General features: G+C 71.1%; 19 protein-coding genes. 10 read left to right on the top strand and 9 right to left on the bottom strand.

Annotated elements, in window-relative coordinates:
- Nucleotides 1-49: 49 nt before the first annotated feature.
- Together OHA21_RS18345 and OHA21_RS18340 are read left to right on the top strand one after the other, a co-directional pair.
- On the top strand, nt 50-871 hold the full coding sequence (locus tag OHA21_RS18345) for a DUF4397 domain-containing protein (protein WP_328475270.1): 822 nt from the start codon (nt 50-52) through the stop codon (nt 869-871).
- The gene (locus OHA21_RS18340; protein WP_328475269.1) at nt 868-1,533 is read left to right on the top strand and encodes a class F sortase; all 666 of its coding nucleotides are present in this window, start codon (nt 868-870) and stop codon (nt 1,531-1,533) included. The genes OHA21_RS18345 and OHA21_RS18340 overlap by 4 nt, the downstream gene beginning before the upstream one ends.
- Here the strand turns inward: OHA21_RS18340 and OHA21_RS18335 are convergent.
- The 4 genes from OHA21_RS18335 to OHA21_RS18315 form a co-directional block, all read right to left on the bottom strand.
- Nucleotides 1,514-2,437, bottom strand: a complete 924-nt coding sequence (locus tag OHA21_RS18335) for a GTP-binding protein (RefSeq protein ID WP_328475268.1) — start codon at nt 2,435-2,437, stop codon at nt 1,514-1,516. The two genes, OHA21_RS18340 and OHA21_RS18335, sit on opposite strands and share 20 nt — an antisense overlap.
- Nucleotides 2,421-2,669: a 50S ribosomal protein L32 gene (gene rpmF / locus OHA21_RS18330; RefSeq protein ID WP_442875108.1), complete on the bottom strand. Its 249-nt coding sequence runs from the start codon at nt 2,667-2,669 to the stop codon at nt 2,421-2,423. The genes OHA21_RS18335 and rpmF overlap by 17 nt, the downstream gene beginning before the upstream one ends.
- A gap of 80 nt (nt 2,670-2,749) precedes the next feature.
- On the bottom strand, nt 2,750-3,349 hold the full coding sequence (locus OHA21_RS18320) for a hypothetical protein (RefSeq protein WP_328475267.1): 600 nt from the start codon (nt 3,347-3,349) through the stop codon (nt 2,750-2,752).
- Nucleotides 3,350-3,393: 44 nt separating this feature from the next.
- Nucleotides 3,394-4,746 carry an MFS transporter gene (locus OHA21_RS18315; RefSeq protein ID WP_328475266.1) on the bottom strand — a complete coding sequence of 451 codons (1,353 nt, stop codon included), beginning with the start codon at nt 4,744-4,746 and terminating at the stop codon, nt 3,394-3,396.
- Between the two features lie 144 nt (nt 4,747-4,890).
- On the opposite strand from OHA21_RS18315, the gene OHA21_RS18310 reads away from it, so the two are divergent.
- The gene (locus OHA21_RS18310) at nt 4,891-5,034 is read left to right on the top strand and encodes a hypothetical protein (protein ID WP_328475265.1); all 144 of its coding nucleotides are present in this window, start codon (nt 4,891-4,893) and stop codon (nt 5,032-5,034) included.
- Between the two features lie 164 nt (nt 5,035-5,198).
- Here OHA21_RS18310 and OHA21_RS18305 read toward each other — a convergent pair whose 3' ends face one another.
- Nucleotides 5,199-5,750, bottom strand: coding sequence for a suppressor of fused domain protein (locus OHA21_RS18305; RefSeq protein ID WP_328475264.1), 552 nt, complete (start codon nt 5,748-5,750; stop codon nt 5,199-5,201).
- 226 nt (nt 5,751-5,976) lie between these two features.
- Between OHA21_RS18305 and OHA21_RS18300 the strand changes: the two genes are divergently transcribed.
- The 3 genes from OHA21_RS18300 (at nt 5,977) to OHA21_RS18290 (ending at nt 11,343) form a co-directional block, all read left to right on the top strand.
- A complete protein-coding gene (locus tag OHA21_RS18300) occupies nt 5,977-8,775 on the top strand; it encodes a PQQ-dependent sugar dehydrogenase (protein WP_328475263.1) in 2,799 nt (932 codons plus the stop codon).
- Entirely contained in the window at nt 8,775-10,454 is a 1,680-nt protein-coding gene (locus OHA21_RS18295; RefSeq protein ID WP_328475262.1) for a ThuA domain-containing protein, read from the top strand. Before OHA21_RS18300 ends, OHA21_RS18295 begins: the two co-directional genes overlap by 1 nt.
- Before the next feature lie 82 nt (nt 10,455-10,536).
- Nucleotides 10,537-11,343 carry an SAM-dependent methyltransferase gene (locus OHA21_RS18290; protein ID WP_328475261.1) on the top strand — a complete coding sequence of 269 codons (807 nt, stop codon included), beginning with the start codon at nt 10,537-10,539 and terminating at the stop codon, nt 11,341-11,343.
- Between the two features lie 19 nt (nt 11,344-11,362).
- On the opposite strand, the gene OHA21_RS18285 is transcribed toward OHA21_RS18290, so the two are convergent.
- From OHA21_RS18285 to OHA21_RS18275, 3 genes are all read right to left on the bottom strand, one after another.
- A complete protein-coding gene (locus OHA21_RS18285; protein ID WP_328475260.1) occupies nt 11,363-11,890 on the bottom strand; it encodes a hypothetical protein in 528 nt (175 codons plus the stop codon).
- The gene (locus tag OHA21_RS18280; protein ID WP_328475259.1) at nt 11,839-12,348 is read right to left on the bottom strand and encodes a helix-turn-helix domain-containing protein; all 510 of its coding nucleotides are present in this window, start codon (nt 12,346-12,348) and stop codon (nt 11,839-11,841) included. Before OHA21_RS18280 ends, OHA21_RS18285 begins: the two co-directional genes overlap by 52 nt.
- Before the next feature lie 101 nt (nt 12,349-12,449).
- Complete coding sequence (locus tag OHA21_RS18275) at nt 12,450-16,130, bottom strand: S8 family serine peptidase (RefSeq protein ID WP_328475258.1); 3,681 nt, start codon at nt 16,128-16,130, stop codon at nt 12,450-12,452.
- A gap of 461 nt (nt 16,131-16,591) precedes the next feature.
- On the opposite strand from OHA21_RS18275, the gene OHA21_RS18270 reads away from it, so the two are divergent.
- The 4 genes from OHA21_RS18270 (at nt 16,592) to OHA21_RS18255 (ending at nt 21,067) form a co-directional block, all read left to right on the top strand.
- Nucleotides 16,592-17,623, top strand: coding sequence for a glycoside hydrolase family 11 protein (locus OHA21_RS18270; protein WP_328475257.1), 1,032 nt, complete (start codon nt 16,592-16,594; stop codon nt 17,621-17,623).
- 65 nt (nt 17,624-17,688) lie between these two features.
- Nucleotides 17,689-19,377 (top strand): glycoside hydrolase family 43 protein, encoded by a 1,689-nt coding sequence (locus OHA21_RS18265; protein ID WP_328475256.1) that lies wholly within the window; start codon nt 17,689-17,691, stop codon nt 19,375-19,377.
- 59 nt (nt 19,378-19,436) lie between these two features.
- Nucleotides 19,437-20,111, top strand: coding sequence for a hypothetical protein (locus OHA21_RS18260; RefSeq protein ID WP_328475255.1), 675 nt, complete (start codon nt 19,437-19,439; stop codon nt 20,109-20,111).
- Nucleotides 20,108-21,067, top strand: a complete 960-nt coding sequence (locus tag OHA21_RS18255; protein ID WP_328475254.1) for a class I mannose-6-phosphate isomerase — start codon at nt 20,108-20,110, stop codon at nt 21,065-21,067. The genes OHA21_RS18260 and OHA21_RS18255 overlap by 4 nt, the downstream gene beginning before the upstream one ends.
- Here OHA21_RS18255 and OHA21_RS18250 read toward each other — a convergent pair.
- A complete protein-coding gene (locus tag OHA21_RS18250) occupies nt 21,049-23,019 on the bottom strand; it encodes a cellulase family glycosylhydrolase (RefSeq protein ID WP_328475253.1) in 1,971 nt (656 codons plus the stop codon). The two genes, OHA21_RS18255 and OHA21_RS18250, sit on opposite strands and share 19 nt — an antisense overlap.
- Between the last annotated feature and the right edge of the window lie 15 nt (nt 23,020-23,034).

Genomic DNA, 23,034 nt, shown 5'->3' with positions numbered 1-23,034 from the left:
ACGAAGGAACGGGCGTACCGAATTTCATGACGCCCGTTCAGGAGTCTCGATGCGCAATCTGCCCGTCCGGCGTGCCGCTGCGGTCGGCACGCTCACCCTGCTGGCTCTCGGCACCGCGGTCTCGTTCAGTTCACCGGCGTACGCCAAGGCGAACTCGCAGGTCACAGTCGTGCACGGCATCCCCGGCCAGCCGGTCGACGTCTACGTCAACGGCGAGAAGACGATCCCCGACTTCCAGCCCGGTAAGGTCGCCGGCCCGCTGAGCCTGCCCGCCGGCCAGTACGACATCGCGCTCACCAAACCCGGCGACGCGATCGGCAACGCCCTGCTCACCGTCGACGACGCCGAGGTGCCCGGCGACGCCAACCTCAGCCTCGTCGCCCACCTCAACGAGGGCGGCGAGCCGGCGCTGACGCCGTTCGCCAACGACACCGCCAAGCTCGGCGCCGGCAAGGCCCGGCTGATCGTCCGGCACACCGCCGCGGCCCCGGCCGTCGACGTGCGCGCCGGCGGCGACCCGGTCTTCGAGGACCTGACCAACCCGAACGAGGCCAAGGCCGACCTCGACGCCGGCACGGTCACCGCCGACGTCGTGCTGGCCGGCACCTCGAACCGGGTGCTCGGCCCGGCCGACCTCGACCTGGGCGAAGGCACCGCGACCATCGTGTACGCGGTCGGCTCGGCCGAGGACGAGACGCTCGACATCGTGTCGCAGACCATCGAAGGCCTGCACTCGGCGCCCGGCGGGGTGCCCAGCGGCGACGGCGGCCGCGCCGACCGTACCGCCGGGCTGCCCTGGTACGGCGCCGGGGCGGTCGGCATCGTGCTGGCCCTGTTCGGGCTGTTCCGGCTGGCCACCGGCCGTCGATGAGCATCGGCGCCCGCACGGGCACGTCCCGGCGTTCGCCGGGGCGTGCCCTGCTCCTGCTGGCGTCCGGCCTGGTGCTGACCACCGGCGCCACCCTCGTCGCCTGCCGGTCGCAGCCCGCGGAAGACTTCGGCGCCCCCGCGGTCACGGCGCTGGCGTCCACCGCCCCGCCGTCGGTGCGCGTCCAGGACGGCACGCTGCCGGCGGCTGCCGCCGTGGACGCGCCCACCCGGCTGCGGATCCCCGCCCTGGACCTGGACGCCACCGTCGACCCCGTCGGCATCGACGCCGCGACCGGTGACTTCGCTGTCCCGCCGAGCGTCGACCGGGTCGGCTGGTACCGGTACGGGCCGGGGTTCTCCGCGTCCGCCGGTTCCGTCGTCATCGCCGGGCACGTGGACAGCGCCGAGCAGGGCGACGGGGCGTTCTTCCGGCTCGGCACGCTGGACGCCGGTGACCCGGTGACGCTCGTCGGCCCCGGCCGGCAGAGCCGCGAGTTCAAGGTCGTCGCCCGCGAGCGGTACCGCAAGACAGCCATCCCGCTGGACAGGTACTTCGCCCGCGACGGCGCCACCCGGCTCACCCTGATCACCTGCGGCGGCCCGTTCGACGCGGAGACCCGCCACTACCGCGACAACGTGGTGATCACGGCTGAGCCCGCGTGAGGTAGGTGCGGCGGAACGGGTCCGGCAACGCGCGCCAGTGCTGCTCGCCGCGGGACAGCTCGTCGTCGGTGAGCAGGCACCGGTCCAGCGTGCGGTGGATCCGGACCGGGTCCAGGTCGATGCCGACGAACGCCAGCTGATGGTGCCGGTCGCCGTAGTACGGATCCCAGTCCAGCGTCGCGGCCAGCCGGCGTTCCGGATCGACCTCCGCCCAGTGCTCGTCGGGCAGCTCGGCCAGCCAGCCGCTGTGCGGGCCGAGCGTGAGACCGCCGGCCGACTCCCACGTCATCACCAGGTCGGGGCGACTCGCCAGCCAGAAGTGGCCGCGTGAGCGCAGCACCCCGTCGGTGACCTCGTCCAGGGCGTCGTGCAGGCGGCCGGGATGCAGTGGGCGGCGGGCGCGGAACACGCAGGCGGCGACGCCGTGCTCGGGCACCGGTTCGTGGGCGCCGACGGCGTACCCGCGCAGTCCTCTGGTCACCGCCGCGACCGGCTCGCCGGGCCGCCGGCGGTCCGTCCACGGGGCGAGGCGGCGCAGCAGCACCCGCAGCTGCTCGGCCTCCCACGCGTCGTCGAGGTCGGCGTCGCCGGTCAGCAGGACGGTGTCGGCCTGTTCGATCTGCCGCGCCACCAGGTCACCGATGCTGCGGGTGTCGGCGGCGTCCTGCTGCAGGCCGACGTCGCGCAGGGTGGTCTCGTCGGTCAGGCCGTCCAGCAGCAGGTCGGCGGGGACGACGGTGGTGATGCTCGGTGGCGGGCCGGCCGGGTGGGCCTGCCAGGCGGCGCGGATCTGGTCGGGCTCCCGGTTCTGGGCGGCGACGTGCGGATCGCCGGGAAGGGTGCGGGCGGCCTGCTCGGTCGCGTGCGGCCAGAAGCCGCAGAGCACGTCATTGCGGGTGACCATGAGCGTCCTCCCACTGCCAGGCCGGGAACGGATCTGGCAGCGTACGCCACCCGTCCTCACCGGCTACCGGTTCCCGCCAGTCACCGGAGACGCCGGCCGGGTCGCAGTGGCCGTGCGGACCGGCCTGCGACCAGAGCCCGATCACGGCGGGCCGGGTGGCCAGCCAGAGGAGACTGCCGGCGCGGCGGTGGCGGGTGTTGGCGCGCGAGGTGCGCCGCTTCGGGACAGCCATGGTTTCCTCGTCTGTCGGAACTCGTTGCCCCTATCTTGTTGGAAATGGTTTTCATTGTAAAGCGGGTCGGGGAAGTCCTGTCAGCCAGCCGACGGGAGCTCGACGGTGGTGGTGACGCGGACCAGGGCAGGGAAGCGCGGCGTCGAGCCGAAACCGAAGCGGACCGGCGGGTCGATGGCGGTGAGCGGCCCCAGGCCGGCGCCGTCGAGCACGGCGGTGGCGGTGGTGATCCGGTGCAGGTCCTGCACGGCGTACCACTCGCGGCGCCCGTTGCCGGCGCTGCCGTACGTGCGCACACCGGGCAGCAGCCGGGCGGGCACGTCGATCAGGCGCACCCACGGCAGCTGCCGGGCCAGCGGCGGCGGCACCGCGCGCAGCAGCCGGCCCAGCGCGCCACGGCCGCCGGTCGCGAACTGCAGCGCGAGCGGACCGGCCGTGACCGTCCACGCCGGCCCGGTTTGCCGCACCTCGACCGGCACGACCTCTACCTGGTCGAACGCGTAGGTGTCGGCGACGAACCGGCCGAGCTCCCCGGTCGGGGCCAGCAGCAGACGGCTGCCGTCGCCATGCTCGACCATGACGTCGGTGACCGGCCCGAACGGCGAGTCCGGCCAGTGACCCACCACCAGCCGGGTTCCGCTCGCGGTGCCGAGACCGGCGATCCAGCCGTCGAAGCGCATCCGAACACGATCCACCCCACCGGCATACCCGCCGCCGGCGATCGCTATCGGTCGTCAGCCGGTGCGCCGAGGGCGGCGGCCGCGTCCTGACGGTAGGTGCGCTGCCCGCGGAAGACGATCAGACTGCCCACCACCAGGGGCAACAACACCACGGTGTACGCCCAGCGCAGCGACCCGGTCGCGTCGGAGGCGAGACCGATCAGCCACGGCCCGAGCGCGCCGCCCAGGGTGACCAGCATCTGCAGCACCGCGAAGCCCAGGCCACGGCGATGAGCGGCGACCACGTCGGCGTTGGCCGCGGTCAGGTTGGCGATGGCCGCGGCGAAGCCGACATTGGCCACGGTGAAACAGACCGCCTGCGGCGCCAGCATCGGTACGCTCACCGCGCCGGCCAGGAACACGGTGCCGAACAGCAGTGACCAGCCGCCGATCGCGACCCGCTGCTGGTGGTGGCGGTCGCCGAGCCAGCTGCCGATCAGGATTCCGGCGACGATGCCGACCAGCCCGGCCCCGCCGCCGACCGCCGCCGCCGACGCCTCGGGCAGGTCGAACTCGCGGGCGTAGAACGACGGCATCCAGAAGAACAGGCCGCCCAGGCCGAAGAACAGGATGCTCAGGCCGATGATGACCGAGCGCAGCGTACGGATCTGCAGCAGGCTGACCAGCTGCGCCCGCATCGGGGCGGTCTGCCCGGGCGCCTGCTGTTCCGCGGCGGTGGAGTCGTTGTACCAGCGGGAGAGCTGGTCGCCGACGCCGCGCACCGGTTCGCGGACGGTCAGCACCAGCAGCGCGATGATGATGCCGGGCACGGCGACCAGGAAGAAGCCGGTGCGCCAGCCGACGGTCTGGGCCAGCGCACCGCCGGCGATGACACCGATCGGGAGCCCGGCGAAGTAGGCCATCCGCTCGTAGCCGTACGCGCGGGCCCGTCCCGGACCGGGGTAGAGGTCGCCGAGCAGGCTGGACGACGGCGGGTTGTAGAGCTGGCCGGCGGCGCCGAGCAGTACCCGTACCGCGAAAAGGGTCGCGTAGGTGCCGGCCAGGCCGGTGCCCACGGTGAGCAGCGCCCAGATCGCGACGATCGCCGAGATGGTCCACGTGCGTTTGCCGGTGTCGGCGAGCTTGCCGGCCGGCAGCAGCAGAACGATCGCGGCGAGTGCCCCGGCGGTGGCGATCGCGCCGCCCGCGCTGTCGCTGAAGCCGAACTCCTCCTGGATCGTCGGCAGCGCGCCGGCCAGCAGGTTGTACTCGATACGGTCGATGGCGGCGACCAGCGCCACACAGATCGCCGGCCACCAGCCGAACGGCGCCCCGGCGCCGCGGCGGACCGCGACCGGCGGCCGTCCCGGATAGGCCGTCACCTGTCGGATCTGCTCGGATTCATCGGTGACGGCCATGGTCGGTCGCTCCTCCGCGAGGCTGCCGGGCCGCCCGGGCAACGACCGTGCCGCGACCCTACCTTCGGGAAACGATGTTTCGCTAGGGGACACGGCGTCGGTGTGGGGCATCCCGATCCGCCATCCATTTGAGATCATGCCCGGATGCCCGCGTTCAAGGTCGTGCGGACGACCACGAAACCCGTTCAGGTCAAAGAGGCGGCATCCGTCGAGCTTCGGCAGGATGCCGCCGCGATGTGGGCGTTCATGTGGGAGCCGGCCTCCACCGTCGCGCTCGACGAGGCCTGACCATCGAGCCGCTCGGGCCCGGTGCCTGCCGGCTCACCCAGGCGCACTGGATGGACCTGCCCGCCGGCGTCCCGGTCGCCGTGGTCAAGCAGTGCCGTGACGGCAGCAAGCGCGAGCTGCGCAAGCTGATGTCCCGGCTGACGGCCATGTCGCCGCGCTGAGGCTCATGCGGCGGAGCGGCGGAAGACGTCCAGCAGGTCGGTCTCCTTCGCCTCCCACCGCTGGAACAGGGCCTCGGTGCCGTGCTGTTCGGCGAAGAGCAACTCGCCGGTCGTGGCCGGCAGCAGGGTGATCAGCTGCAACTCGGCGGCGTCGCCGGGGGAGTGCAGCGTGTCGAAGTCGTCGTCGGCGTACGGGTGGATGGCCGCGATGACGCCGCCGATGTCGCTGTGCGGGATGAGCGGGTGCGGGGACGGGATCACCTGCTCCAGCACCAGCCCGCGGCGAGACTTCATCACCAGCTCCGCGGTCAGAGCGGTGATCAAATGGGCCGCCTTACGCTGCGCGGCGTGCACCGTGCAGACCAACTCCTGCGGCAGGACCGCGGTGATCGGCTGGAAGCGCAGGCCGTTGGTGACGACCGAGGCCAGGTCGTCGTCCGGCGTCCGGCAGAACAACAGCGCGTAGCCGTCGGTCGGGGGCTCGGTCTCGCGTACCGGGCCCAGGTAGGCCTGGATGTGCTCGAGAAAGCCGGAGTACTTGTCGGTGGTGCTCACGCCGGGCGGCTCCTTCTGTCGGTTCTCCCCGTTCGGTAACGAGCCCGGGCATCGGCGGTTCCGGAACTTTCGTTGATGTCGATGAAAGTATGGACGAGGGCATCGAAAGTCATTAACGTCTGGGGCATTCGGCGGAGCCCTCCCTCGGTCCCGCCTCCCCCGTCAGGTTCGGAGAGTCGGCGCAGGTCCCCGACCCTGGCATCCACCGGAGAAATGTGGACCTGCCATGCCCCTGAAACGCGGCTTCGCCGTACTCGGATCCTTGCTTCTCGTTCCTTCGCTGATCCTGGCCGCGCCCCGGCCGGCCCTCGCCCACCCCGTTGATCCGGCCGACTTCCAGCAGGTCACCCTGGCCAAGGGGGTCGCCGAAGTGGGCGAGCCGATGGCCATCGCGGTCCTGCCGGACCGCTCGGTGCTGCACACCGCCCGCAACGGCACGCTGCGGCGCACCGACGCCGCCGGCGCCACCACCGTGATCGGTACGCTGCCCGTCTACACCCACGACGAAGAGGGCCTGCAGGGCGTCGGCGTCGACCCGGGCTTCGCCACCAACCGGCAGATCTACCTGTACTACGCGCCGCCGCTGTCCACCCCCGCCGGCGACGCCCCCGCCACCGGGACCGACTTCTCCGCCTGGAACGGCGTCAACCGACTGGCCCGCTACACCCTCAACGCCGACTACACGCTGAACACCGCCAGCGCGGTCACCGTGCTCGACGTGCCGGCCACCCGCGGCATCTGCTGCCACGTCGGCGGCGACATCGACTTCGACGCGGCCGGCAACCTGTACCTGTCCACCGGCGACGACAGCAATCCGTTCGACTCGGCCGGCTATTCGCCGCTGGACGAGCGGGCCAACCGCAACCCCGCCTACGACGCGCAGCGCACCTCCGCCAACACCAACGACCTGCGCGGCAAACTGCTGCGGATCAAGGTGAACGCGAACGGCAGCTACGCGATCCCGAGCGGCAACCTGTTCGCGCCGGGCACCGCGAACACCCGCCCGGAGATCTACGCGATGGGTTTCCGCAACCCGTTCCGGATGAGTGTCGACAAGGCCACCGGTGTCGTCTACCTCGGCGACTACGGCCCGGACGCCGGCTCGACCGATGCCGGCCGCGGTCCCAGCGGGCAGGTCGAGTTCAACCGGATCACCAGCCCGGGCAACTACGGCTGGCCGTACTGCACCGGCACGAACACCACCACCGAGACCTACAACGAGTGGAACTTCAGCACCGGCGCCACCGGCCCGAAGTACAACTGCTCCGGCGGGGCGACCAACAACTCGTTCCGCAACACCGGGCAGGCGACGCTGCCGCCGGCCCGGCCGGCCTGGATCCGGTACGCCGGGGACGCCGGCAGCCCGCCCGAGTTCGGCGGCGGCTCGGAGTCGCCGATGGCCGGCCCGGTCTACCGGTACAACGCTGCCAATCCGTCGACCACGAAGTTCCCGCAGTCGCTGGACGGGCACTTCTTCGCCGGGGAACTCGGCCGCGGCTGGGTCAAGCCGATCCACGTCGGCGCCGACGGCTCGGTCGGGGCGATCTCCGACTTCGCCTGGGGCGGCAAGCAGGTGATGGACATGGCGTTCGGCCCGGACGGCTCGCTGTACGTCCTGGACTACGGCACCGGCTACTTCAACGGCGACGAGAACTCCGCGCTCTACCGCTACGACTACGTGGGCGGCGGCAACCGGGCGCCGACCGCGGTCGCCGCCGGCTCGCCGACGACCGGCCAGGCTCCGCTGACCGTCACGTTCTCCTCGGCGGGATCCTCCGATCCCGAGGGCGGGGCATTGACCTACTCCTGGAACTTCGGTGACGGCACCACGTCAACTGCCACCAACCCCACCAAGACGTACGCGTCGAACGGCACCTACAACGTGACGCTCACCGTCACCGACCCGCAGGGCGCGACCGGCACGGCCAGCGTGCAGATCGGCGTCGGCAACACCGCCCCGTCGATCAGCATCGCGACGCCCGGCGACGGCCAGTTGTTCTCCTACGGCGACACCGTCCCGTTCTCGTTCACCCCGAGCGACCCGGAGGACGGCACGATCAACTGCGCCCGGGCCAAGATGACCTACGTGCTCGGCCACGACAGCCACGGCCACCAGATCACCTCGGTGAACGGCTGCACCGGCGTCATCACCGTCCCGGTCGACGGCGAGCACGACGAGGCGGCCAACATCTTCGCGGTCTTCGACGCCGAGTACACCGACGCGGCCGGGCTTACCACCCACAAGCAGCACATCCTGCAGCCCCGGCACCGGCAGGCCGAGCACTTCAAGACCTCGTCCGGGATCAACACGTTCACGAAGACGGCGGCCGAGGGTGGCCGGACTGTCGGGGACATCCACAACGGGGACTGGATCGCGTTCCACCCGTACCAGCTGGGCAACGTCACGTCGTTCACCGCGCGGGCCTCGTCCGCCGGGGTCGGCGGAACCCTGCAGATCCGCGCCGGGTCGCCGACCGGGACCGTGCTCGGCTCGGCCACCATCCCGGTGACCGGCAGCTGGGACACGTTCACCACGGTCAGCGGCACGGTGACCGGCGCGCCGGCCGGCACCACCACCCTGTACCTGACCTTCGCCGGCGCCGCCGGGGCGCTGTACGACCTGGACGCCTTCACCCTCAACGGCGCGACCGCCGGCCCGGTCAAGGGCCTGGCCGGCAAGTGCCTGGACGTCGCCGGTGCGGCCACCGCCGACGGTACGAAGATCCAGCTCTACACCTGCAACGGCACCGCCGCGCAGCACTGGAGCCGGCAGGGTCAGACCTTCCGCGCTCTGGGCAAGTGTCTGGACGTGGCCGGCGGGGCCACCGCCAACGGAACGAAGGCCCAGCTATGGACGTGCAACGGCACCGGCGCGCAGAACTGGGCGCCGCAGTCGGACGGCACGATCCGCAACCCGGCGTCCGGGCGGTGCCTGGACGTCAGCCAGAACAGCTCCGCGGACGGTCAGCAGATCCACATCTGGGACTGCACCGCGGCAGCCAACCAGAAGTGGGTGCTCCCCTGATGAAAGCCCTGCTGATTCTCACCGTGGTCGCGGCGACGCTCGGCGTGCCCGCCGCGCCGATGGCCGACACACCGCATGACGTCCTGGTCTTCTCCCGCACCGCCGGGTTCCGGCACGACTCGATCGCCGCCGGCACCCAGGCGGTCCGGGAGCTGGGCGCCGCAAACGGTTTCACCGTGACCGCCACCGAGGACCCGGCCGTGTTCACCGCGGGCGGCCTGGCCCCGTACGAGTCCGTGGTCTTCCTGAACACCACCGGTGACGTGCTCAACGCCGCGCAGCAGAGCGCGTTCGAGACCTGGTTCCGCTCCGGCCGCGGGTTCGTCGGGGTGCACGCGGCCGCCGACACCGAGTACGACTGGCCGTTCTACGGCGAGCTGGTCGGCGCCTATTTCGCCTCGCACCCGGCGATCCAACCTGCGAACGTGAAGGTCGAGGACCGGGCGCACGCGGCCACCGCGCACCTGCCGCAGACCTGGAACCGCACCGACGAGTGGTACGACTACCGCACCAACGCCCGCTCCAGCGCGCACATCCTGGCGACGCTGGACGAGTCGTCGTACTCCGGCGGCACGATGGGCGCCGACCACCCGCACGCCTGGTGCAAACCGTTCCAGGGTGGCCGCTCGTTCTACACCGGCGGCGGGCACACCGCGGCCGCGTACACCGATGCCGCCTTCCGCGCCCACCTGCTCGGCGGCATCCGGTACGCGGCCGGCCAGGCCAAGGCGGACTGCCGGCCCGAGGTCGGCTACACACCGCTCTACAACGGCTCGACCACCGGCTGGTCGCAGGCCGGGCCGGGCGCGTTCACCAACACCGACGCCACGCTCACCTCGACCGGCGGAATGGGCCTGTTCTGGTACAGCGCGAAGCAGTTCACCAGCTACTCGCTCAAGCTGGACTGGCGGCTCGCCGGTGACGACAACACCGGGGTGTTCATCGGCTTCCCGCCGTCGAACGACCCGTGGTCGGCGGTGAACAACGGCTACGAGGTGCAGATCGACGCCACCGACGCCGCCGACCGCACCACCGGCGCGGTCTACACGTTCAAGTCCGCGGACCTCGCGGCCCGCGACGCCGCGCTGAACCCGCCGGGCGCCTGGAACACCTACGAGTTGCTGGTCGAGGGCGAACGGCTGCGGGTGTACCTGAACGGCGTACAGATCAATGATTTCGTCAATGCCGACCCGGTGCGGTCGCTGGCCGGCCATATCGGCATCCAGAATCACGGTACGGGCGACGAGGCCTCGTTCCGCAACATCCGGATCAAGGAGCTGGGCGGTCCGCCTCCGGTGACCTCCGGCCCGGTCAGGGGCCTGGCCGGTAAGTGCCTGGACGTCTCCGGAGCGGCCACCGCCGACGGCACGAAGATCCAGTTGTGGACGTGCAACGGCACCGCCGCGCAGAACTGGACCCGCTCCGGGCAGACCTTCCGCGCGCTGGGCAAGTGCCTCGACGTGGCCGGCGGCGGCACCGCCAACGGCACCAAGGCGCAGCTGTGGACGTGCAACGGCTCCGGCGCGCAGAACTGGACGCCGCAGGCCGACGGCACGATCCGGAACCCGCAGTCCGGGCGCTGCCTGGACGTCAGCCAGAACAGCTCCGCCGACGGCCAGCAGATCCACATCTGGGACTGCCACACCGGCGCCAACCAGAAGTGGGCGCTGCCGGCCTAGCGTTTGACCAATATGGACGGTCCCCCGAGGTTCGTGCGATGATCGGCGGCCTCGGGGGAGCCGGCGAAGGGAATGTCGAGAGATGGCCGAGAACCAGGTGGACCTGCACACCGACCGCCCGCACCCGGCCCGGGTCTACGACTACCTGCTCGGCGGCAAGGACAACTTCGCGGCCGACCGCGAGGCCGCCCACCGGGGCCTGCAGGCTAACCCGGACAGCCGGATCCCGCCCCGGGAGAACCGGCTGTTCCTGCGCCGGGCGGTCCGGTTCCTGACCGAACAGGGCATAGATCAATTCCTGGACATCGGTACGGGCATCCCGAGCGCGCCGAACGTGCACCACGTCGCCCAGGGGATCAACCCGCGCGCCCGGGTCGTCTACGTGGACAACGACCCGATCGTGCTGACCCACGCCCGCGCGCTGCTGACCAGCCACCCCGACGGCCGCACCGACTACATCGACGCGGACCTGCGCGACGTCGACTCGATCCTCGGCTCGTCGGTGCTGCGCGACACCCTCGACCTGAACCGCCCGGTCGGTCTGCTGCTGATCGCGATCCTGCATTTCGTCGGCGACGACCACGATCCGTGGGCGATCGTCGAGCGGCTCCTGGCCGCGTTGCCGTCCGGCAGCTATCTGGCGTTGTCGCACCTGACCGGCGACTTCCGGCCGGAGGCGTGGGAGCAGATCGCCGAGGTGTACCGTCGGCAGGGCGTCACCATGCAGGTGCGCCCGAAGGCGGAGATCGGGCGGTTCTTCACCGGCCTGGACCTGGTCGAGCCGGGCCTGCAGGTCGTGCCCGCCTGGCGCCCCGACCTGGGCGAGCCCACCGACCCCGCGCCGTCGGACGCACAGGTCTCCGTGTACGGCGCGGTGGCCCGCAAATAGATCGGCGCCGGGTGGTGCGTCACGCCCAGTCGTGGCGGGCCGCGTACCAGCCGAGCTGCATCCGGCTCTGGACGCCGGCCAGATCCATCAGGTGCCGCAGGCGGCGTTGCAGCGTACGGAGCGAGAGGTTGAGCTGGGCGGTGATCGCCTGGTCGGTGAGTCCGGCCAGCATCAGCGCCAGGATCTTGCGGTCCAGCGCGGTGGGGGCGTCCGCGTCCGTGCCCGCGAAGTCCTCCGCGGCCGGGTTGCCGAGCGCCAGCTCGTCGAGCGGATGGGCGTGGCGCCAGACGACCTCGAACAGCGCGTCCATCGCGGTGAGCAGCCCGGCGCGGTGCAGCAGGACCGCACACGGTTCGTCTGCGGGTGTGCCCGTCAGCGGCACCAGGGCGAGTTCGCTGTCGGCCAGGATCAGCTTGATCGGCAGCGACGCGACCACCCGTACCTCGACGCCCTGGCGCAGGGATTCGCTGGTTTCGGCGATGACACCGGGTTCGGTCAGCGCCGGCTGGTCGATGACGACCCGGTACCGCACGCCCTGCGCCACCATCTGCACTCCGCCGGGTTGGCGCCCGGCGGCACCGCGATGAAGGGCGTGGTGACGAAGCTGCGGACCTGCGTACGGGCGGCGTGCTGCACCTGGGCGAACCGGTGCCGGATCGCCTCGACACCGGTGACCACTTCGATGAGTTCGCTGATGCTGCGGCCCGCCATCGCCTGGCGATGCTCCTCGGCGAGGGTGACCAGGGCCAGTTCGGCGCTGCGCAGCTCCGCCCGCCGCTCACTGATCATGGCGCCGAGCGCGACCGCGGGCGGGGCGGCCGCGAAGGCGCCGTCCGGGGCGGATTTCACCAGGCCGCAGGCGACCAGGTGGTCCAGCGCGGCCGCGATCCCGGCGGCGGGCAGGTGCAGGAGCTCGCTCAGCTCGGCCAGGTCGGCCTGGGCACGACCGGCGAGCACACTGTAGACCGCTTCGTGTTCGGGGCTCAGGCCCAGCGCACCCAGCATCGGTGGCCGTCTCCTCTCCGCCCGTGGCTGCGGAGAGGATATGCGAATCGGCGCGGGCACGGGCCCCGGGACGTCACCGTCCCGGGGCCCCGCAAAGGGGATCACTTGAGCCCGTACGCCCGGATGATCTCCTGTTCGATGCCGAAGCCGGCGTCGGTGGCGCCGGAGGCGCGCACCGAGAGGAAGCCACCCGGCTGCCTCGGCAGCCGCAGCGTGCCGGCCCACCAGCCGTCGTCCCGGCGCAGCGTCACCTGCTGCCAGGTGGCGCCGTCGTCGGAGGACACCGCCAGCGTCACCGTGGTGACCTTGCCGGTGCCCGGGCCGCCGCCGGCCTGCGGGATCGGCTTCACGCGGATCTTCTGGGTCGTGCCTGCCGCGACGTCGCCGTGCAGGTCGGTGTCGAGCCGGTATTCCATCTGCAGCAACGCCATCGGTTCGAAGTCGTCCGCGGTGTTGGAGTCGGAGACGAAGTCCCATTCGGTGTGGGTGCGGGTCGACAGCCGCCACTGGCCGGCGGGGCGGGAGGCGTCCAGCACCAGGCGGTACGGCAGCTTGCCGGCCGGCACTTCCGCCCATTGCAGGTCCGACGCCAGCTCGTTCTCGTGCAGCAGCTTGTCGCCCTGGTACAGCTTCAGGTTGGTCGGCACCTCACCCCACTCCAGGTTGCCGCCGTGTTCGAGGACGTCGCCGGACGGGCTCCACGCCTGCACGTTGATCGTCATGTAGTCGCGGTAGCGGCTGTTCTGCACGGCGAACGCACGGTTGAACGCGGGCCGCACGGCCGGGGCGAACCAGTCCAGCCGGGCGGTGGAGTTCTTGGCGTACGTGTTGAGGTTGGCCGTGTCCGTCCAGGTGCCCTGGGCGTGCGACTCGGTCCACACCTGGCCCGGGGTGACCCATTCGGTGCGGGTCGACGGGTGCCACTCGCGTTCCGGGAACCCGAGGCCGGGGATGAATGTCAGGTCGTACCGGAATCCGCTGCCCTCCGCCGCCTGCGCCGGGTTGAAGTAGCGCGCGTCGATCCGGGCGAGCTCGTGGTGACGCGGACGGTAGGTGAGCGGCCGGTCCGGCACCTTCCCCGGGTAGGTGCGGGTCAGGTCGTAGAGGTAGGTGGCGTTCGGGACCCGGTGGGTGAGCAGGTGACGCTTGCCCGTCCTGGCGAGGGCGATCAGTCGTGCCCCGGCGTCGCGGTGCACGCCGGCGACCGGGATCGGCGACTCGCCCACCACCTCGTTGAGCACACCGGGCCCGTCGTTGACGACCAGCAGCAGTTTCGCCCCGGCAGCCACCGCGGCAGCCGCCCGGTCGGCGGCGCTGATGGTGTCGCCGCGGGTCACGACCACGGCCTTGCCCTTCACGTCGCGTCCGGCGTACTCGCCCGGCGTGCCGGCTCCGGCATGGACCAGGGGCAGGACATCACGGCCGGCGGTGACGGTGCTGCCCGGCTGGACGGTGGCGTCGATGCCCGGCAGGCCGGCCGCGGTCACGGTGAGCATCGGCTCGCCCTGGCGCCACCGGTTGACCATCGTGAACGACCCCTCGGTGACCGCCTCGGTCGGCGAGACGTAGACGTCGTCGTACTTGATCGGGATCAGGAACGCGTCGCGGAAGCTGTCCCCGTTGGCGTATTCGACGGTGTAGTCGACTCGGCGCTGCCGGTTCTCGCTGCGCTGCGGCGCGACCGTGTCGAGCAGCCTCGCCCTGCGCGCGTCCAGCACCACGTCGGCGGGCGCGTCCTTGAGCACCGTCTCCGGATCCACCAGCACGGCGTAGCCCAGCGCATCGGCCCGCTCGCCCGGAACCTCCAGGTAGGTCTCGGCGGTGTAGGTGCCCGGCGGCATCCGCAGCGTCTGCTGCCCGGACACGGTCACCACGTACGGATAGAACTCGCCGGCCTTCTTGATCACGACGGTCGAGGTGGCCGGTTTGCCGTCGCGGCCCAGCAGCTTGAGGTTCAGGTCATAGCGCTCGGCCTCTTTGAGAAGACCGAGCGAGGTACGCGTGAGCACCGCCCCGGTGGCGGCGTCGGTGCCGACCAGCGTGGCGGCGAAGGTGCCGGTGCCCGGCTCGGTGGGGTCACCGGTGACCGGCACGGTCGCCGTGCCACCGGCGGGAACCGTCACCGCGGTGTCGCCCAGTTCGAAGGGCCCGTCACCGGTGATGGCGACGTTCAGGTTCACCGCGGTGCTGCCGGTGTTGGTGAAGGTCACCTGCCTGGTCACCGGTGCGTCCGACGACTCGTGCGGCCAGGTGAAGTTGCCGAAGAACACCGGCCCGCTCGCCCGGACCGCGGCGCGCACCGCAGCGGCGACGTCGAGCCGGCCGGTGCCGACCTCGTACGCAGTGACGTCGGCCAGGCCCTTGGCGCTGCTCATCAGAGCCTCTTTGAGCTGCGTCCCGGAGAAGTCGGGGTGGCGCTGGGCCAGGATCGCCGCCGCACCCGCGACGTGCGGCGTCGCCATCGAGGTGCCGCTGATCGTCTGGTACGCGCCGTCGCCGCTGGGCATCTGCTGCGAGCGGGCGGCGGTGATGTCGACTCCGGGCGCGGTGATGTCCGGCTTGAGTGCGCCGCTGCGCGTCAGCGGTCCGGTGCTGGAGAAGTGCGCCAGCTGGTCCTGCTTGTCGACTGCGCCGACGGTGAGCGCGCTGGCCGCCGAAGCGGGCGTGCCGATGCTCTGCGGCCCGTTGTTGCCGGAGGCGATGACGAACAGCGTGCCGTACTGGGCGGACAGCGTGTCCACCGCGACCGCCATCGGATCGGTGCCGTCGGACAGCACCGGGTCGCCCAGGCTCATGTTGACCACGTCCGCACCGGACTCGGCGGCCCACTGCATGCCGGCGATGATCCAGGAGTCCTGACCGGACCCGTTGTTGCCGAGAACCTTGCCGACGATCAGGTCCGCGCCCGGCGCGACCCCCCGGTACGCCCCGCCGGAGGCCGCCCCGGTGCCTACGATCGTCGACGCCACATGGGTGCCGTGGCCGTCGACGTCGGAGGTGTCCTCACCGGGCACGAAACTGACCTTGTCGTCGATCTGGCCGGCGAGGTCGGGGTGGCCGGCATCCACCCCGGTGTCGAGCACCGCCACCTTGACGCCGCGGCCGTCGTATCCGGCGGCCCACGCCTCGGGAGCACCGACCTGCGGCACGCTGTCCTGAAGGTTGGCGGTGACCCGCCCGTCCAGCCAGAGCTTGGCGGGGGCCTGAGCCGCACCCGGCTTGATGGTGCTCCAGAACGGGCGGGTCTGCTTCTTGTCGACCGCCAGCGCGGCGGCGCCCACCTTGCGCAGGTCGCGGACCAGTTTCGCGCCGCGCGGTGCGATCGGTGCGGCCGTGCGGGCCGCGGCCGGCGGCACGGTGCTGATCACCGGTACGACGCCGGTCTTCGCGTCGTCGTAGCCCATCTCCAGCAGATCGGTCACGTTGAACAGGCGGCGGTCCAGTCTGTCGCTGCTGAGCAACGGCAGCGCCTCGTCCGGCAGGACGAACAGGTCGCCACCGGTGCGCTGCAGGCGGACACCGCCGGTGGCCTCGTCGGGCCGGTCGACGTCGACCGTTTCCGCGCCGCCGGCGGAGCTCGTCACCGTCACCACGTCACCGGTGATCAGAGTGATCTTGCGGGTGGACGTGGCGACGGTCTTCTGCGGCTTGTCCGGGGCGGCCGCGGTGGCGGGCGCCTGGGCCACGGCGACAACGCTGGTGATCAAGCCGGCCGCCGCGGTGGCGGCCAGCAGGCGGCGCTGTACCGCGCCACGTGCCGGGAAATGCGAGGGGGGAGGCATGTCAAAGTTCTAGTCACCGCTTCGAAGCCGGTGAATACCTTCGTGGTGGCGGAGTCGCGCCAGGGCGCAACTCCGCCACCCGTGTGCGAGAACCGCCTGATCGGTCTTTCGAACCGAGACTCCGAAAGTTTCGGAATGCAATGGGATGCATGGCGGACGATTCCGCCGAGTGGCGATGGAATGCAACGCTCTCCGTGACATCCCACCAGCACTTCTGTCTCAATCTGCCCTCGAAGATCAACTTCGGTATTTCCGTTGGATTTCCGGAAGTTGTTGACAAGGGTGCGGTCGGCGGGCCACGATCTCGCAATGACGGGCCTCGATGGCCGTCATTCCCGCCACGAGGAACGACACCGATGCCCGGTGGTGCCCGCCAGCGCCACCGGGACATTTCCCCGGTGTGGTCGTCGTTCCCGTGCGGCTGTTTCCCCGCCAGCCGTCCCTGAGGAGGAAGCGCTCACATGACCGCAGATCTCGCCCCACCCACAAGCCGCCGTCGCGGCCGCATCCGGCTGCTCACCGCCGCCGCATGCGCCGCGGCGATGGCGATCACCGGAGTCACGGTGGCCGGCACCGCCCACGCCGAGGCCGACCGCACGGTCAGCTCGAACACCACCGGAACCCACAACGGCTACTACTTCTCGTTCTGGAAGGACAGCGGCAACGCCAGCATGACGCTGCGTGCCGACGGCCGGTACACCAGCAGCTGGGACCGCAGCACCAACAACTGGGTCGGCGGCAAGGGCTGGGCCACCGGCAGCCGCCGCACGGTGACCTACTCGGGCACCTACAACCCGGGCAACAACAACACCTACCTGGCTCTGTACGGATGGACGCGTAACCCGCTGATCGAGTACTACGTCGTCGAGAACTTCGGCAGCTACAACCCGAGCAGCGGCGCCACCCGGATGGGCACGGTCACCACCGACGGCGGCACCTACGACATCCTGCGCAGCCAGCGGGTCAACCAGCCGTCGATCGACGGGACCGCGACGTTCTACCAGTTCTGGAGCGTGCGGCAGCAGAAGCGCAGCAGCGGCACCATCACGGTCGCCAACCACTTCGACGCCTGGGCCCGTGCCGGCCTGAACCTCGGCACCAACCACAGCTACCAGGTGATGGCGACCGAGGGCTACCAGAGCCAGGGCAGCTCCGACATCACCGTCCGCGAGGGCAGCGGGCCGAACCCGACCACGCCGACCACCGGCCCGACCCAGAACCCCGGCGGCAGCAACTGCACCGCGGTCCTCTCGGCCGGCCAGCAGTTCGGTGACCGGTTCAACCTCAACGTGTCGGTCCAGAACACCAGCAACTGGACCGTCACTCTCAACCTGAACGGCGGTCAGAGCATCCAGAACAGCTGGAACGCCGCGGTCTCCGGCACGAGCGGGGCCGTCACCGCCCGGCCGAACGGCAGCGGCAACAACTTCGGCGTAACGATCATGGCCAACGGCAACTGGACCTGGCCGACGGTCACCTGCCGAACCAGCTGATCCCGATCTCACCTGTGGCGCGGCGGCTCAGCCGCCGCGCCACCATCACTGCGGGCGGAACCTTCATGACGATTGCCAAGGCCGCTGTCTCGACCACCGGTGACGACCGGCCCGGCCACCGGATGATCCGCAACCCGGTGCTGCCGGGCTTTCATCCGGACCCGTCGATCCTGCGGGTCGGTGCCGACTACTACATCGCCACCTCGACGTTCGAGTGGTACCCGGGTGTGCGGGTGCACCACTCCACCGACCTGGTCGACTGGCGGCCGCTCGGCGGTGTGCTGACCGAGCGGCGACTGCTCGATCTCACCGGGACCGCCGACTCGTGCGGCATCTGGGCGCCCAACCTGACCTACGCCCACGGGCTGTTCCATCTGGTCTACACCGACGTGGCGACGTTCGCGGGCGGCTACTGGGACCCGCAGAACTACCTGGTCACCGCGCCGAGCATGACCGGCCCCTGGTCGGACCCGGTGGTCCTGCACGGCCGCGGCTTCGACGCGTCGCTGTTCCACGACGAGGACGGCACCAGTTGGATGCTGTCGATGTGCGCGGACTGGCGGCCCGGCCACAACCGGTTCGCCGGCATCTCGATCCAGCAGTACGACCATCGCGATCGCCGCCTGACCGGCCCGGAACACCTGATCTTCGAAGGCACCGGCGCCGGCCTCACCGAGGCGCCCAACATCTACCGCAAGGACGGCTGGTACTACCTGGTCACCGCCGAGGGCGGCACCAGCTGGACACACCAGGTCAGCGTCGCCCGGTCCCGGCGGCTGCTCGGCCCGTACGAGGTGGATCCCGGCGGACCGCTGCTGACCTCCTCCGGGCGCCCGGACCTGACCCTGCAGAAGGCGGGCCACGGCAGTCTCGTGCAGACCCCGGCGGGGGAGTGGTACCTGGCGCACCTGGCCGCCCGCCCGTACCCGCCGTCCGGCCGCTGTGTCCTCGGGCGCGAAACCGCCCTGCAGCGGGTGGACTGGCCGGCCGACGGGTGGCCGCGTATCCACGACGGCGTGCCGGCCGAACTGGTCCCGGCCCCTGCGGGCGCTGACGTCAGCCCCGTGCCGGCCGGCGAACAGGTCGAGGACGACCACTTCGACGCGCCGGCGCTCGGCGTGAACTGGTCGACGCTGCGCCGCCCGGCCACGCCCGACTGGATCGACCTGTCCGCGCGACCCTCGCACCTGCGGATCCATGGCGGGCAGTCGCCGATGGCCCGGCACCGGCCCAGCCTGGTCGCCCGGCGGGTGACCGCGCGGCACTGCACCTTCGAGGCGACGTGCGAGTTCGAGCCCCGCAACTACCGGCAGCTGGCCGGGATCACCGCCTACTACAACTCCCGCAACTGGTACTACCTGCACGTGACGGCCGACGACGACGGGGCGCCGGTGCTCGACGTGCTGTGCTGCGACAGTGGGAAGGTCACGGCGGCGACCGGGCTGCGTACGCCGCTCGGCTCCCTGCGCCGGGTGGGGTTGCGGGCCCGGCTGGACGGTCCGGCGCTGCGGTTCGCGTACACCACCGACCCGGACGCCGGGGCGGCCTGGCACGATCTCGGCCGGACCTTCGACGCCACGACGCTGTCCGACGAGTACGCCGTGACGGTGGTTCCCGGCGAGCCCGAGGCGTGGGGTTTCACCGGCGCCTTCGTCGGGCTGTGGGTCCAGGACCTGGGCGCGGAGGGCGGCTACGCCGACTTCGACCGGGCCGTCTACGCGACCGTGGACGCAGATGGTGAAAATCGCCGCTGACTGACACCCCGCCATCGCGAGCGACACTGGCCAGAGAGGCCTGTCGCAGGGAGGGCAATGTGTGGAGCGCAGAGGCACGGCCACCGAACTTCGTACCGGTGTTGTCGCGGGGCAAGCACCGCAATCCCCGTAAGGGCGCCTGCTTCATGGAGTTCGCGTCGTATCTGGCGGGGGAGCGGTGGAGTGACCATCCCGCCTGCACCCATCCGCTGCTGGCCTACCTGGCCCGCCTGGTCAACGACCACATCTCCGATGCGGGCCGCCGCCGGCTGGTCGGTCTCGTCCCCTCAGTCGTGGGGCTGACCAGCGACGACGCACGCGTCGACCTGCGGATCGCGCTGCGGGCCGCACTGACCGCGCTGCCGGTGGTCGCCGAGGAACGGCAGCGGAGCATGGCGGTGACCGTCCTGACCGCCAACCGCCTGCTGGCCGAGTTGGACGGCCGCGCCCCGGATCACCTGGACGAGCCGAGCGCCCGGGTCCTGGCGCAGGTGCCGCTCGCGGCCCGCTGGGCGCGCGAGTACATCAGGGCGTTGCCGGTGTCGTTGCGCTCCTTCCGGGAACGTGGCACGCGAGCCGCCGTGCTGTACGCGGTCGACGGCATCGCGAAAGCCTGCACCAGCGACCCCGACCGGCTGCTGCACGACCTGCTGGCAGCGGCGATCGACGACTGTGCCGCCCACGCACGCCGGCCGGCCCCGGTCGCCGACCTCGACCGCGTCGGCGGTTCGTGACCGTCGAGGCGCTGCCCGCCAACCAGCCGGCGACGTTCTACCGGGGCGCCGGGCGGATCGCCGGGTTCCGTACCGTGCCGGCGCTGGACGACCGGCCCGAGGACTGGGTGGGCTCGGTGACCACCCGGTTCGGGCTCGCGCCGTCCGGGTTGTCCACGCTGGCGGACGGGCGGGTGCTCGCCGAGGCGATCGCCGCCGATCCGCGCTGGTGGCTGGGCCCGGAACGCACCGACCCCGGTGTGCTGGTCAAGCTGCTCGACGCCGGTCAGCGGCTGCCGTTGCACGTCCATCCGGACCGGCGATTCGCGAACGCTCACCTGGCGTCGCCGTACGGGAAGACCGAAGCCTGGGTGATCGTCTCGGCGCGGCCGGGCGCGTACGTCCATCTGGGTTTCGCCCGTGATGTGACGGCCGGTGAGCTGGCCGGCTGGGTGAGCGGGCAGCAGACCGGGGCGATGCTGGCGGCCACCAACAAGGTCCCGGTGGCGGCCGGCGACGCGATCCTGTGCCCGGCCGGCCTGCCGCACGCGATCGGCGACGGCATCCTGCTGGTCGAGGTGCAGGAGCCGACCGACTTCTCGGTGCTGCTCGAGTACGAGGGTTTCGGCCTGGCCGACGGGCACCTGGGACTCGGCTACGACCTGGCCCTGCAGTGCGTCGACCGGGGCGCGTGGACACCGGAGCGTCTCGCCGGGCTGCGCGGCACGCGGCGGCTGCTGCCCGAAGCCGCGGACGAGTTCTTCACCGCTCGCCGCGTGCAGGGCGGCGAGCGGCTGGAGCAGGGGTTCAGCGTGCTGGTCGTGGTTTCCGGGCAGGGCCGGCTGACCGGCGAGAAGGACGATCTTGCGCTGCGGAGGGGCGACACACTGCTTGTTCCGTACGCCGCCGGGTCCCTTCTCCTCGACGGTGAGATCGAGGTGATCCGCCTGGCGGCCGGTCACTCGGCCCGGACGTAGTCGATGTCGACCGTGCCCGGGTTGACGTAGATCCACAGCACCCGCACATCGGCCAGCGCGGCGGTGTCGCAGGACATCGCGGACAGCAGGTCGATCTCCGCCGTGGTTGTCGTCTCCTGGTTGACCCAGGTGAAGTTCGACTGGCACCAGGCGAGCCCGGCCCCGGTCTGCACCGCGATCGCCGCGTTGCTGCCGGCGGCGGGGCCGGTCCGGAGGTCATACTTCAGCGACGTACGGGTGGACAGGTCGATCGGCTCGGTGAAGGTGACGCCGAACCAGCCGCCGTCGGCCGCGTCGACCCGCAGGCCGTACGACCCGGCGGTGGCGAACTCGCTGGTCTGCTCGACCGTGCCGCCGTTGGCCTGCCAGGAGGCGGACGCCCAGCCCTCGGTGCCGGTCTCGAACGAGGCGAGCACCGCCACCGCGGCCGGATCGGGTTTCACGGTGACCGTCACGGTCGCCACGTTCGACAGCCGCCCGGCCTGGTCGCGGACCGTGTAGGAGGCGGCGGCGCGGCCGGCGAAACCGGTGGCCGGGGCGAAGGTCAGTTCGCCGGAGGCCGCCGCGGTGAAGGTGCCGCCGTCGACCGTCAGCGTGCGCTGCCGCTGCGGGGTGACCGGATCGAGGTCGAGGGTGGCCGGCTGGATCCTGGTGCGATAGGCGATGTCGTTCGCGGTGGGCTGCAGCGTGACCGCGGTGTCGAACTCGGTCACCGCGGTGTCGTGGTCGGCCACCGGCGGCAGGGACCGCTGCCCCGACTCGATCTCATGGGTGGCGTTGGTGATGGTCGTGCAGACCGGGCTCGGGCAGTAGACGGTGAAGCCGTCGTAGTCCGGGTACAGGGTGCCGTCGTCCTGCGAGCCGGACAGGATCCAGTAGAGGAAACCGGTGCCGCCGGTCCGGGTGAAGTCGCTGAGCCACTGCTGGTAGACCGGGTTGCGGGTGCTCTTGTTCTTCCACCCGAACTCGCCGAGCATGACGGCCTTGCCGAGCTTCCTGGCCTCCCGGTTGTGCCGGGCGATGTACTCCGAGCCCCACTGCGGGGTGCGGTTGCCCCAGCCGTCCGGGTACAGGTGATACGACATCACGTCGATGGCGGGCAGCTTGGTCAGCGCGATGCTGTCCACGCCCTCACCGCAGTTGTCGATCCAGTCGGGGGCGTCCGGCCCGTCGCAGAAGAAACCCTCGTCGCCGACGCTGACCAGGTGTTTCGCGTCGACGGACTTGATGTGCCGGGACATCTCGTCGGCCCACGCGGTGAGGGTCGCCGTCGTGCACTCGGAACTCTGCGGGTAGATGCCGGAGCCCTTGCAGCGCGGCTCGTTGCCGAGCTCCCACGTCATGATCGTCGGGTCGTCCTTGTACTTGACCCCGGTGATCGTGTTGGTGCGGTTGAGCACGTGGTCGAGGTAGTCCCGGTACCAGCCTTTGATCACCGGGTCGGTGTAGAAGTCGTCGTGGTGATCGGCGCCGCGCCACCGCACGTACTGATCGATGCCGCCGAAGTCGGACCAGTTGTTGGTCAGCGGCAGCACCAGCTTGATGCCGTGCCGGCGGGCCGCGTCGATCACGTAGTCGAGCCGCTCCAGACCGTTCGGACCGTCGTTGACGGCGGGTTTCTCGCCGTCCCAGTACTGGAAGTAGACACCCTCGGGAGCCGGGGCCACCGAGTTGCTGCCGTCGGCGTTGCCGATCAGGCCGAACGCCCAGGTGCGCAGCACGGTGAAGTCGGCGGCCTTGGCGTCGGCGAACACGTCGTCGACCATCGCCCGGCTCTTGTAGAACAGGTAGTAGTTGTTGGTGCCGCCGAAGCGGAACGTCTTCCCGTCCAGCTTGAGCTGGTGGCCGTCGCGCACGACGAAGCCGTCCCGCGGGGCGGCGGTGGCGGCGGACGCTGTCGCGCCCAGCAGAGCGACCACAGCCGCGAGAACGGCGACGAAACGACTCCTCATGCGGACCCCCGTGGC

The organism is Actinoplanes sp. NBC_00393, from assembly GCF_036053395.1.
Lineage (GTDB): Bacteria > Actinomycetota > Actinomycetes > Mycobacteriales > Micromonosporaceae > Actinoplanes.
Note: the sequence above shows the minus strand (reverse complement) of the source record. Positions and strands in the feature narration are given on the sequence as shown.

What these genes read in the sequence shown, in the direction of transcription:
- rpmF (WP_442875108.1), bottom strand. Translation starts at nt 2,669, where the DNA reads ATGGCTGTCCCGAAGCGGCGCACCTCGCGCGCCAACACCCGCCACCGC.
- OHA21_RS18290 (WP_328475261.1), top strand. Translation starts at nt 10,537, where the DNA reads ATGGCCGAGAACCAGGTGGACCTGCACACCGACCGCCCGCACCCGGCC.
- OHA21_RS18270 (WP_328475257.1), top strand. Translation starts at nt 16,592, where the DNA reads ATGACCGCAGATCTCGCCCCACCCACAAGCCGCCGTCGCGGCCGCATC.
- OHA21_RS18250 (WP_328475253.1), bottom strand. Translation starts at nt 23,019, where the DNA reads ATGAGGAGTCGTTTCGTCGCCGTTCTCGCGGCTGTGGTCGCTCTGCTG.
- OHA21_RS18280 (WP_328475259.1), bottom strand. Translation starts at nt 12,348, where the DNA reads ATGCTGGGTGCGCTGGGCCTGAGCCCCGAACACGAAGCGGTCTACAGT.
- OHA21_RS18265 (WP_328475256.1), top strand. Translation starts at nt 17,689, where the DNA reads ATGACGATTGCCAAGGCCGCTGTCTCGACCACCGGTGACGACCGGCCC.
- OHA21_RS18315 (WP_328475266.1), bottom strand. Translation starts at nt 4,746, where the DNA reads ATGGCCGTCACCGATGAATCCGAGCAGATCCGACAGGTGACGGCCTAT.
- OHA21_RS18285 (WP_328475260.1), bottom strand. Translation starts at nt 11,890, where the DNA reads ATGGTGGCGCAGGGCGTGCGGTACCGGGTCGTCATCGACCAGCCGGCG.
- OHA21_RS18345 (WP_328475270.1), top strand. Translation starts at nt 50, where the DNA reads ATGCGCAATCTGCCCGTCCGGCGTGCCGCTGCGGTCGGCACGCTCACC.
- OHA21_RS18300 (WP_328475263.1), top strand. Translation starts at nt 5,977, where the DNA reads ATGCCCCTGAAACGCGGCTTCGCCGTACTCGGATCCTTGCTTCTCGTT.
- OHA21_RS18340 (WP_328475269.1), top strand. Translation starts at nt 868, where the DNA reads ATGAGCATCGGCGCCCGCACGGGCACGTCCCGGCGTTCGCCGGGGCGT.
- OHA21_RS18310 (WP_328475265.1), top strand. Translation starts at nt 4,891, where the DNA reads ATGCCCGCGTTCAAGGTCGTGCGGACGACCACGAAACCCGTTCAGGTC.
- OHA21_RS18295 (WP_328475262.1), top strand. Translation starts at nt 8,775, where the DNA reads ATGAAAGCCCTGCTGATTCTCACCGTGGTCGCGGCGACGCTCGGCGTG.
- OHA21_RS18275 (WP_328475258.1), bottom strand. Translation starts at nt 16,130, where the DNA reads ATGCCTCCCCCCTCGCATTTCCCGGCACGTGGCGCGGTACAGCGCCGC.
- OHA21_RS18335 (WP_328475268.1), bottom strand. Translation starts at nt 2,437, where the DNA reads ATGGTCACCCGCAATGACGTGCTCTGCGGCTTCTGGCCGCACGCGACC.
- OHA21_RS18320 (WP_328475267.1), bottom strand. Translation starts at nt 3,349, where the DNA reads ATGCGCTTCGACGGCTGGATCGCCGGTCTCGGCACCGCGAGCGGAACC.